The organism is Micromonospora deserti, from assembly GCF_003236335.1.
Taxonomy (GTDB): Bacteria; Actinomycetota; Actinomycetes; order Mycobacteriales; family Micromonosporaceae; genus Micromonospora; species Micromonospora deserti.
This window is the reverse complement of record NZ_POUB01000222.1, coordinates 1-10099: the sequence shown is the minus strand read 5'-3', so window position 1 is coordinate 10099 and position 10099 is coordinate 1. Positions and strand designations below refer to the sequence as shown.

Here is a 10099-nt window from a genome sequence, read left to right as displayed (position 1 = left end):
CCCGGCACCCGCCCCGCCCCCAACCTCGGCATGATCCGGCAGCGGCTCAGCTGGGTGCCGCTGGCCGTGCTGGTGCTGGCGCAGATCTGCTACCCGCTGGCCACCGGGACGACCCGGGCCCGGCTGACCGTGGTCACCGTCGTGCTCGGCTGGCTGCTCTCGGTCGGCCACGCGCTGCTCAGCCGCGGCCCGCGTACGGCGGTGGCGCTGGTCGCGGTGGCCACCGGCGGCGGGTTCGCCGTCGAGGCGCTCGGCGTGGCCACCGGCTTCCCGTTCGGCAGCTACGACTACGCGGGGGAACTGGGGCCGAAGCTGGCCGGGGTACCGCTGGTCATCCCCCTCGCCTGGACCTGGATGGCCTGGCCGGCCTGGCTGGCCGCGACCCGGCTCACCCGGGGGCCGGGCGCCGGTGCGGGCTCGCCGGCGGGAGCGGCGGGCCGCGGGCGCACCGCACGGCGGATCGCGCTGGCCGCGCTGGGGCTGGCCAGCTGGGACCTCTTCCTCGACCCGCAGATGGTCGCCGAGGGCTACTGGGTGTGGCGCGACGCCACGCCGGCGCTGCCCGGCCTGCCCGGCGTCCCGGTCAGCAACTACCTGGGCTGGCTGCTCTTCGCGGTGCTGCTGATGAGCGTGCTGCGCCCGCTGGCCGGGCCGGCCGTCGCCACCACCGGCACGCGGGACGCCCCGATGCTCGCGCTCTACCTGTGGACGTACGGCTCCAGCGTGCTGGCCCACGCGGTCTTCCTCGACCTGCCGGCCTCGGCGCTGTGGGGGGCGCTCGGCATGTCGGTGACCGCGGTGCCGCTGGCGGTGGCGCTCCTGCGCGCCCGCCGTCCTGACGACGACCGGCGGGCGCTGCGCCAGCCACGGCGCCCCGGCGTCGACGCGGCAACATGACCGGCGTGCTCGCGCTGCTACTCGCCGCCGCCGCGCTGACCGGGCACACGCTGGTCAACGCCGGGCGCTGGCTGCGCCGCCCGGCCGACCGGCCGGCGCAGGTCACGGAGACCGTGGCGGTGCTGCTGCCGCTGCGCGACGAGGCGCAGCGGGTCGCCCCCTGCCTGGGCGCGTTGCTCGCCCAGCGGGGCGTGCCGCGGCTGCGGGTGGTGGTGCTCGACGACGGGTCCACCGACGGCACCGCCGAGGTGGTCCGCGCGCTGGCCGGCGACGACCCCCGGGTCACCCTGCTGGCCGGGGCCGCCCCGCCACCGGGCTGGCTGGGCAAGCCGCACGCCTGCTGGCAGCTGGCCACCCGGGCCGACCCGGCGGCCACCGTCCTGGTCTTCGTCGACGCCGACGTGGTGCTCACCCCGCACGCGGTGGCGGCGGCGGTCACCGAACTGCGCGCCGCGCGGGTGGCGCTGCTGTCGCCGTATCCCCGGATCCTGGTGGCGACGGTGGCGGACCGGCTGGTCCAGCCGCTGCTGCAGTGGTTGTGGCTGACCTTCCTGCCGCTGCGGGCGATGGAGCGCTCGGCGCGGCCGTCGCTGGCCGCCGCCGGCGGGCAGTTCATGGTGCTCGACCGGGCCGGCTACGAGCGGGCCGGCGGGCACGCCGCGGTGGCCGACCGGATCCTGGAGGACATCGAGCTGGCCCGCGCGGTCAAGCGGGCCGGCGGCCGGATCGCCCTCGCCGACGGCTCCCGGCTGGCCACCTGCCGGATGTACGCCGACTGGGCCCAGCTGCGCGACGGCTACTCGAAGTCGCTCTGGGCCTCGTTCGGCCACCCCGGGGCGGCGGCCGCGGTGCTGGCGCTGCTGCTCCTGCTCTACACCGCTCCCCCGCTCGTGGCGCTCGGCGCGCTGGCCGCCGGCACGCCGGCGGTGGCCGCCGCCGCGCTGGCCACCTACCTGCTCGGGGTGGCCGGGCGGGTGGTCACCGGCCGGGCGACCGGCGGCCGGTGGTGGCCCGACGCGCTGGCACACCCCGTGTCGGTCGCGGTCCTCGGTTGGCTGACCCTGCGGTCGTACCATCTGCGGAAGCGGCGCCGGCTGACCTGGCGGGGCCGCCCGGTCAGCTAGGAGGCGCGGCATGGCGCGGATCGTGGTCGTCGGCGCCGGGGTGGGTGGGCTGGCCACCGCCGCCCGGCTGGCCGCCACCGGGCACGAGGTCACCGTCCTGGAACGGGCCGACACGGTGGGCGGCAAGCTCGGCCGGTACGTCCACGACACCCCGGCCGGCTCGTTCCACTTCGACACCGGGCCGAGCCTGCTCACCCTGCCCGCGGTCTTCCACGACCTGTTCGAGGCGACCGGCGCGAAACTCGACGAGTTCCTCGACCTGATGCCGCTGGACCCGATCGTGCGGCACGTCTTCCCCGGCGGCATGACGCTCGACTCGTGCGCCGACCCGGCCGAGTTCGCCGCCCGGATCGGCGCGGCACTCGGTGACCGGGCCGCCGCCGACTGGCAGCGGCTGTGGCACCGCGCCGCCCGGGTGTGGGACGCCTCGCACCGGCACGTGCTGCGCCGCAGCATCGACTCCCCGCGCGACCTGGCCGCGCTGGCCTGGCGGCTCGGTGACCTTGCCGCCATCGGTCCGGGCCGCACCCTGCGGGGGCTGGGCCGCGCGCACCTGTCCGACCCCCGGCTGCGGATGCTGCTCGACCGGTACGCCACCTACACCGGCGCCGACCCGCGCCGGGCGCCGGCCGCGCTGGTCGCCGTTCCGTACGCCGAACTCGCCTTCGGCGGCTGGTACCTGCGCGGCGGACTGGGCACGCTCGCCGACGCGCTGCTGACCCGCTGCCTGGACCTCGGCGTGGTGGTGCAGACCGGCGCCACGGTCACCCGGATCGACGCCGCGGGCGGGCGGGTGCACGGCGTACGCCTGGCCGGGGTGGCCGCGCCGGTGCCCGCCGACGTGGTGGTGGCCAACGTCGACGCGCTCACCGTCTACCGGGACCTGCTGCCCCACCCGCGCCGGCTGGCCGGGCTCACCGACCGCAGCCTGGCCGGGTTCGTGCTGCTGCTCGGCGTCAGCGGCGACTCGGGGCTGGCCCACCACAGCGTCTTCTTCCCCGGCGACCACGACGCCGAGTTCGACGCGGTCTTCGGTCACCCCGGGCGCGGCGTGCGGGCCCGCCCGGCGCCCGACCCGACGGTCTTCGTCACCGTCGCCGACGACCCGATGATCCGCCCGGCCGGGCACGAGGCGTGGTTCGTGCTGGTCAACGCCGCCCGGCAGGGCACCGCCGCCGGCGCGGTCGACTGGCGCCGCCCCGGGCTCGCCGAGGCGTACGCGGACCGGGTCCTGGACGTGCTGGCCGAGCGCGGGGTCGACGTGCGGGACCGGCTGCTGTTCCGCCAGATCCGCACCCCGGCCGACCTGGACGCCGCGACGGGCGCCCCGGGCGGGTCGATCTACGGCACCGCCGGCGGCCTGCTGCGCCCGGCCAACCGGGGCCCGGCGCGCGGGCTGTGGCTGGTCGGCGGCTCCAGCCATCCCGGCGGCGGCCTGCCGATGGTCACCCTCTCCGCGCAGATCGTCGCCGACGAGATCGGCCCCGCCTGGTAGGCCGGGCGCCAGGCCGGTCAGCCGGCGTCGATCAGGGTGCGGCGGACCGCGGCGAGGAGCTGCCCCAGACCGAAGCCGGCCAGCAGCACCCAGACGGCGGCGGCCATGGTGATCGTGCCGGCGGCCAGGTCCGGCTCGATCAGGCCGGTCAGGCCGGCGAGCAGCAGCCCGACCAGGGCCACCGAGACCCGGGTGGGGCGCTCCCCCACGGTCACCGCGCCGATCTCCCGCATGCCGGCGGCGACCGCCCGAGCCCGGACGTACTCGTGCAGCCAGGAGAGCGCACCGCCGGCGGCGACCAGCACCCCCGGCGCGCCGACCAGCCAGAACGCGGCCAGCCAGGCGACCTCACCGAGCCGGTCGGCCAGGGAGTCGTAGACGTAACCGAGCCGGGTGGTGCGGTTGGTGGCCACCGCCACCGCGCCGTCGACGCTGTCCGCCACGGCGGCGAGCAGCACGAACAGCGCCCCGAGGAACGGGCCGTCCTGCGGCCGTACGGCGAACAGCGGCACGCAGGCGCAGAGCAGCACCCCGACCACCGTCACCGCGGTCGGGCCGACCCGCAGCCGGCCCAGCACGTACCCGACGTGGTAGGCCATCCGCAGCCAGGCGCGGACGGCTGGCGCCGCCGCCCGCGGGTCGAATCCCCCGTGCAGCCGCGCCCAGGCCGTGGCGTACTCGTCCCAGTTCAGCTGTGTGCCCACCACCGATCAACCGTCGCGGCGCGGATCAGGTGTCGCGGCACGTACGCTCACACCCGCGCGCCGGCCTGGAGGTTCTGCCAGACCTCGCGGGTGGCGGTGGAGCGGTTGAGGGTGATGAAGTGGATCCCCGGCACGCCCTCGTCGAGCAGCCGGCGGCACATCTCGCTGGCCTGCTCGACGCCGAGCCGGCGCACCGCCTCCGGGTCGTCGGCGACCTTCTCGAACCGCTCGGCGAGCGCCGCCGGGAACGGCGCGCCGGACAGCTGCACCGACCGCTCGATGGTGCCGATCTGGGTCACCGGCATCACCCCGGCCAGGATCGGGGTGTCGCAGCCGGCGGCGGCGACCCGGTCCCGCAGGCGGAGGTAGTCGTCGGCGTCGAAGAACATCTGCGTGATCGCGAACTCCGCGCCGGCCCGGCACTTGCGCACGAAGTACTTCGTGTCGCTGGCCACGTCGGGCGAGCGCGGGTGCTTGTACGGGAAGGCGGCCACGCCGACGCTGAAGTCACCCGCGTCGCGCACCAGCCGGACCAGGTCCTCGGCGTAGAGCACGCCGTCGGGGTGGCGCACCCACTCGCCGCCGGGGTTGCCCGGCGGGTCGCCCCGCACCGCGAGCACGTTGCGCACCCCGACCCCGGCGAGCCGGCCGATGACGTGCCGCAGCTCGGCCACCGAGTGGTTGACGGCGGTGAGGTGGGCCATCGGCAGCAGCGTGGTCTCGGTGGCGATCCGCTCGGTGACCGCGACCGTGGTGTCCCGGGTCGACCCGCCGGCACCGTAGGTGATCGAGACGAACGACGGGCGCAGCGACTCCAACTCGCGGATCGCCTGCCAGAGCAGCCGCTCACCCTGGTCGGTCTTGGGCGGGAAGAACTCGAAGGAGAAGGTCGGCTGACAGTCGCGGATCAGCTCCCCGATCGCCGGCTGCGGGTTGGGAAGGACCGAGGGAAGACCGAGGGCCACCCCACGACTCTAGCGGGCGGCACACGCCACACCCATGACCTTCCCACGCCGGTGGGACGCCGCCCGGGCCCGCGACGGCGGCGCCGGCGCCGGCCGTCAGCCCACCCGGAGGCGTACGGCGGGCCGGCGGTGACCGGGAAGGGTCGTACCCCTGGGGTACTCATCGGGCAGCGCGGGAGCGGGCCGGCCGAGGGCGGGCTGCCGGGGCCGCGCGGCGCGTCGGGCACCCGGTGGTGGGACGAGGGCGGCGCCGACCGGCTAGCGTCGTGGCGTGACCCACGCTGCTCCCGTTTCCCCCGTCGACCGTGCCGGGCTGCGTCAACGGATCGACAAGGCCCTCGCCGAGTTCCTGGCCACCCAGCGCACCTGGATGACCGGCGTCGACGACGCTCTGGTCCCGGTCGCCGAGGCGATCGAGGCGTTCGTGCTCGGCGGCGGCAAGCGGCTGCGACCGGCGTTCGCCTACTGGGGGTTCCGCGGGGCCGGTGGGGTGGACAGCGACCACGTGGTGACCGCGCTGGCCGCGCTGGAGTTCGTGCAGGCCAGCGCCTTGATCCATGACGACCTGATGGACCGCTCGGACACCCGGCGCGGCGAGCCGGCGGTGCACCGGCGGTTCGCCGCCCGGCACCGCTCGGCCGGCTGGGGCGGCAACCCCGACGGCTTCGGCGACGCGGCGGCGATCCTGCTCGGCGATCTCTGCCTGGTCTGGTCGGACGAACTGCTGCACTCCGCCGGGCTGGACCCGCGGACGGTGGCCCGCGCCCGGCCGGTCTTCGACGGGATGCGCACCGAGGTCACCGTCGGGCAGTACCTCGACGTACTGGCCCAGGTCACCGGCGACACCTCGGTGGAGCGGGCCAGCAAGGTGGCCCGCTACAAGTCGGCGAAGTACACGGTCGAGCGCCCGCTGCTGCTCGGCGCCGCGCTGGCGGACGCGTCGGCGGACGTACGGACCGCGTACTCGGCGTACGGCCTGCCGCTGGGCGAGGCGTTCCAGCTCCGCGACGACGTGCTGGGGGTCTTTGGCGACCCGGCCCAGACCGGCAAGCCGGCCGGCGACGACCTGCGCGAGGGCAAGCGGACCTACCTGGTGGCGGCGGCCCTGGAAACGGCCGACGAGGCGGGCCGTGCGCTGCTGCTCGACGGCCTCGGCGACCCGGAGCTGGACGAGGCGGGGGTCGCGCGGCTGCGGGAGCTGATCACGGGAAGCGGTGCGCTGGCCCGCACCGAGCAGCGGATCGTCACGCTGACCGACGCGGCACTGGCCGCGCTGACCACCGTCGACCTGGACACCGAGGCCCGCCAGGCCCTGGTCGACCTGGCCATCGCCGCCACCCGCCGCGCCGACTGACCCGGGGTCCCGCTCCCCCTCCGTCGATCACGAGGTGGGCGGGGCCTGCGAAGATCGAGACGCCGTCCACCTCATGACCAACGGGGAGATCCCCGGCGGCTGAGTGCGGAGGTCAGAAGCCGAGGGCCTGGGCGCGGCGCTTGACCTCGCGGGCCTGGTCCCCGGCGAGGGCGGCGGCCGGGGTGGCGCCGGGCAGGGTGTCGTCCGGTTCGAAGAGCCAGCGCAGCGCGGCCTCGTCGTCGTAGCCGGCGTCGGCGAGCAGGTTGAGCACGCCGGGCAGGTGCTTGAGCACGGTGCGGTTGGCCACCAGGTCGGCCGGGACCCGGCGGACGCCGTCGCGGCGCACCGCGATCAGCTCCCGGTCGCGGATCATCTGGTGGACCTTGCTGATCGACACGTCGAGGCGCTCGGCGACGTCCGGCAGGGTCAGCCAGCCGGCCGCCTCGGCGGGTCCGGCGGGTTCGGCGCCGGGTACGGCCCGGTCTGCGGGTACGGAGTCGGTCACCCGACCACCCTGCCACGTCGCCGGCGCTCGGGTTCGACGGCACCCCGGTGGACGCCGTCGCGACGCCCGCCCGGGCCCGCTGAGCAGGTACGCCGGGGCGCCGGAGCGCGGCCGCGCCCAGGTTGCCGGCCACCGACCTGTAGCATCCTGTTCTGCCTTCACCCTCCGGACACATAGACTGCCTGCCGATGGACACACAGGTCGCCGACACGTTGCTGGGCTCGCTGATCGACGGGCGCTACCGCATCCGCGGTCGCGTGGCTCGTGGCGGCATGGCGACCGTGTACACCGCCACCGACGAGCGTCTGGAGCGCACGGTGGCCGTCAAGATCATTCATCCGACCCAGGCCCCGGAGGCCCGGGCCCGCCTGGCGGGCTTCCTCGAGCGGTTCACCGACGAGGCGAAGACCATCGCCCGGCTGACCCACCCCAACGTGGTGGCGGTCTACGACCAGGGCACCCACGCCGGCCTGCCCTACCTGGTGATGGAGTACGTCCGCGGCCGCACGCTGCGCGACGTGCTCGCCGAGCGGCGCCGGCTTAACCCGGACGAGGCGCTGGCCATCGCCGAGCAGATGCTCGCCGCGATCGCCGCCGCACACCGGGCGGGGCTGGTGCACCGCGACGTCAAGCCGGAGAACGTCCTGGTCGCCGAGGCGCCCACCGGCGGCGCGGCCAATCTGGTCGACAGCGTGGTCAAGGTCGCCGACTTCGGGCTGGCCCGGGCCGTCGAGGCGAGCGCCGACGACGAGCAGGGCGGCCAGCTGATGGCCACCGTGGCGTACGTCGCCCCGGAACTGGTCACCGAGGGGCGCGCCGACCCGCGCACCGATGTCTACTCGGCCGGCATCGTGCTGTTCGAGATGCTCACCGGTCGGGTGCCCTACGACGGCGACCGCCCCGTCGACGTCGCCTGGCAGCACGTCGACCGGGACGTCCCGGCCCCGTCGACGCTGGTGCCCGGGCTGCCCAAGGTCCTCGACGACCTGGTCGCCCGGGCCACCCGGCGCGACCCCGGGGCCCGCCCGACCGACGCCGGCGCCCTGCTGGCCGAGGTGCAGGTGGCCCGGGACGACCTGGGTAGCCCCAACACGCACACGGCGGTGCTGCGCCGGGTGCCCGACGAGCCGCCGGTGTCACAGCCGACGATGGTCGTCGCGGCGGTCCGGCCGGCCGAGCGGCCGGCCTGGGCGCGGCTGCCCTCCGGCGGCGGCCAGCGGGCGGGCCGGCGCCGGGCCCCGGAGGAGGGGGTCGGTGCGCGGTCCCGGCTGACCGCGCTGCGCACCCTGCTGATGGGCGACCCGCGGGGCCGGATGGCGGTCGCCGCCGCGGTGGTGGTGCTGGGTCTGGTGGCCGCCGTGGGCGGCTGGTGGTTCGGGGTGGGGCGCTACACGGCCGCGCCGCAGCTGGTGACGCTGAGCAAGGCCGACGCCGAGGCGCAGGCCGCCCGCGCCGGCTTCACCCTGGCCTACGCCGATCCGCGCTACGACGAGAAGGTCCCGAAGGACGCCGTCCTGGCGCAGGTTCCGGTCTCCGCCTCCCGGATCGTCAAGGGCGGCACCATCACGCTCACCCTCTCGCTGGGCCCGGAACGCTTCCCGGTGCCGGACGTGGTGGGCAAGGAGTTCGAGCTGGCCGAGGCGGATCTGACCAACGTGAAGCTGGAGGTGGCCAAGGGCACCGCCCGCTACGACGACAACCTGCCGGCCGGCGTGGTGGTGGACACCAACCCGAAGCCCGGCACCGAGGTCAAGCCAGGCGACAAAGTGACCGTCATCCTGAGCAAGGGCCGGGCTCCCATCACCGTGCCGAACCTGGTCGGCAAGAACCTCGCCGAGGCCCGGACGGCCCTGGCCCAGCTGGGCCTGGTCGCGGTGGAGACCTACAAGGACTCCGACAAGCCCAAGGACGAGATCCTCGGGCAGAGCCCTGCCGACGGCGCCGGCCTGGAGAAGGGCGCAGAGGTCAAGCTGGAGGTCAGCAAGGGCCCGCCGCTGGTGGTGGTGCCCCGGGTCGTCGACCTGCCCTGCCTGCAGGCCAAGCAGTTGCTGGAGAGTCAGGGCTTCCCGGTGGCGGTGCAGTTCAATCCGAACGGCACCGTCCGGTTCCAGAACCCGGGCGAGAACTCCCAGGTCCCGCCGGGCACCCAGGTGACGCTCGGATGTCTGTGACGGCGGCGGGCCGGCCCGAGGCGTACCAGCCGGTCGGCGCGCACACGCCCACCTCCGGAGGGCTGGCGCGCGCGGCCCTGCCGTACACCGACGCGGCCGCTTCCGAGGTCGTGCAGGTGTACGTCTCCAACTCGCGGGGCTGGGCGCTGCCGCCGGGCGACCCGGCACAGGACGTGCTGTTCCGGGACGGCTGCGCCGAGCGGGGCGTACCGGTCTTCATCCACGCGTCGCTGCTGGTCAACCTCGGCTCCCCGACCGCCGCCACCGTCGAACGGTCGGCGCAGACCCTGGCCCACGCGCTGGGCCGGGGCGCGGCGATCGGCGCCCGGGGGGTGGTCTTCCACGCCGGCAGCGCGGTGGACGCCGGGTACGCCGACGCGGCGATGCGGCAGGTCCGCGAGACGCTGCTGCCGCTGCTGGACTCCGCCGCCGCGGCGGGCGGGCCGATGCTGCTGGTCGAGCCGAGCGCCGGCGGCGGCCGGTCGCTCGCCTCCCGCGTCGAGCAGCTCGGACCCTACCTGGACGCGGTGGACCGGCACCCCTGGCTCGGCGTCTGCTTCGACACCTGCCACGCCTGGGCCGCCGGGCACGACCTGGCCGCCGAGGGAGGCATGACGGCGACCCTGGACACCCTGGTCGCCACCGTCGGGGCGGGCCGGCTGCGGCTGGTGCACGCGAACGACTCGAAGGATCTCTGCGGTTCGACCCGGGACCGGCACGAGAACGTCGGCAAGGGCGCCATCGGCGAGCCCGCGTTCGCCGAGCTGATGACACACCCGGCCACCGCCGGCGTGCCGGTCGTGGTGGAGACCCCCACCGAGAAGCACGTCGGCCACGCCGCAGACATCGCCACCCTCAAACGCCTCCGCCCCTGATCCCCACCC

Annotated in this window: 9 protein-coding genes; 6 read left to right on the top strand and 3 right to left on the bottom strand. The window is 75.8% G+C overall.

Annotation, left to right across the window (positions count from 1 at the left end; genetic code table 11):
* Positions 1-30 precede the first annotated feature (30 nt).
* Genes C1I99_RS24200 through C1I99_RS24190 form a run of 3 tightly spaced genes read left to right on the top strand, consistent with a single transcriptional unit; the run spans position 31 to position 3516 of the window.
* On the top strand, positions 31-897 hold the full coding sequence (locus C1I99_RS24200; protein WP_111136504.1) for a carotenoid biosynthesis protein: 867 nt from the start codon (positions 31-33) through the stop codon (positions 895-897).
* A complete protein-coding gene (locus tag C1I99_RS24195) occupies positions 894-2021 on the top strand; it encodes a glycosyltransferase family 2 protein (protein WP_111136503.1) in 1128 nt (375 codons plus the stop codon). Before C1I99_RS24200 ends, C1I99_RS24195 begins: the two co-directional genes overlap by 4 nt.
* Positions 2022-2031: 10 nt before the next feature.
* Positions 2032-3516 carry a phytoene desaturase family protein gene (locus C1I99_RS24190; RefSeq protein ID WP_111136502.1) on the top strand — a complete coding sequence of 495 codons (1485 nt, stop codon included), beginning with the start codon at positions 2032-2034 and terminating at the stop codon, positions 3514-3516.
* Between the two features lie 17 nt (positions 3517-3533).
* Here the strand turns inward: C1I99_RS24190 and C1I99_RS24185 are convergent, their stop codons facing one another.
* Positions 3534-4223 carry a CDP-alcohol phosphatidyltransferase family protein gene (locus tag C1I99_RS24185; RefSeq protein WP_111136501.1) on the bottom strand — a complete coding sequence of 230 codons (690 nt, stop codon included), beginning with the start codon at positions 4221-4223 and terminating at the stop codon, positions 3534-3536.
* Between the two features lie 44 nt (positions 4224-4267).
* Positions 4268-5185, bottom strand: a complete 918-nt coding sequence (gene metF / locus C1I99_RS24180; protein ID WP_111136500.1) for a methylenetetrahydrofolate reductase [NAD(P)H] — start codon at positions 5183-5185, stop codon at positions 4268-4270.
* Between the two features lie 271 nt (positions 5186-5456).
* On the opposite strand from metF, the gene C1I99_RS24175 reads away from it, so the two are divergent.
* Positions 5457-6539, top strand: a complete 1083-nt coding sequence (locus C1I99_RS24175; protein ID WP_111136499.1) for a polyprenyl synthetase family protein — start codon at positions 5457-5459, stop codon at positions 6537-6539.
* Between the two features lie 112 nt (positions 6540-6651).
* On the opposite strand, the gene C1I99_RS24170 is transcribed toward C1I99_RS24175, so the two are convergent.
* Positions 6652-7044: an Rv2175c family DNA-binding protein gene (locus tag C1I99_RS24170; protein ID WP_111136498.1), complete on the bottom strand. Its 393-nt coding sequence runs from the start codon at positions 7042-7044 to the stop codon at positions 6652-6654.
* Between the two features lie 188 nt (positions 7045-7232).
* Here C1I99_RS24170 and pknB point away from each other — a divergent pair, with 188 nt between their 5' ends.
* Entirely contained in the window at positions 7233-9215 is a 1983-nt protein-coding gene (gene pknB, locus C1I99_RS24165; protein ID WP_111136497.1) for a Stk1 family PASTA domain-containing Ser/Thr kinase, read from the top strand.
* A complete protein-coding gene (locus tag C1I99_RS24160; protein ID WP_111136496.1) occupies positions 9206-10090 on the top strand; it encodes a deoxyribonuclease IV in 885 nt (294 codons plus the stop codon). The genes pknB and C1I99_RS24160 overlap by 10 nt, the downstream gene beginning before the upstream one ends.
* Positions 10091-10099 lie beyond the last annotated feature (9 nt).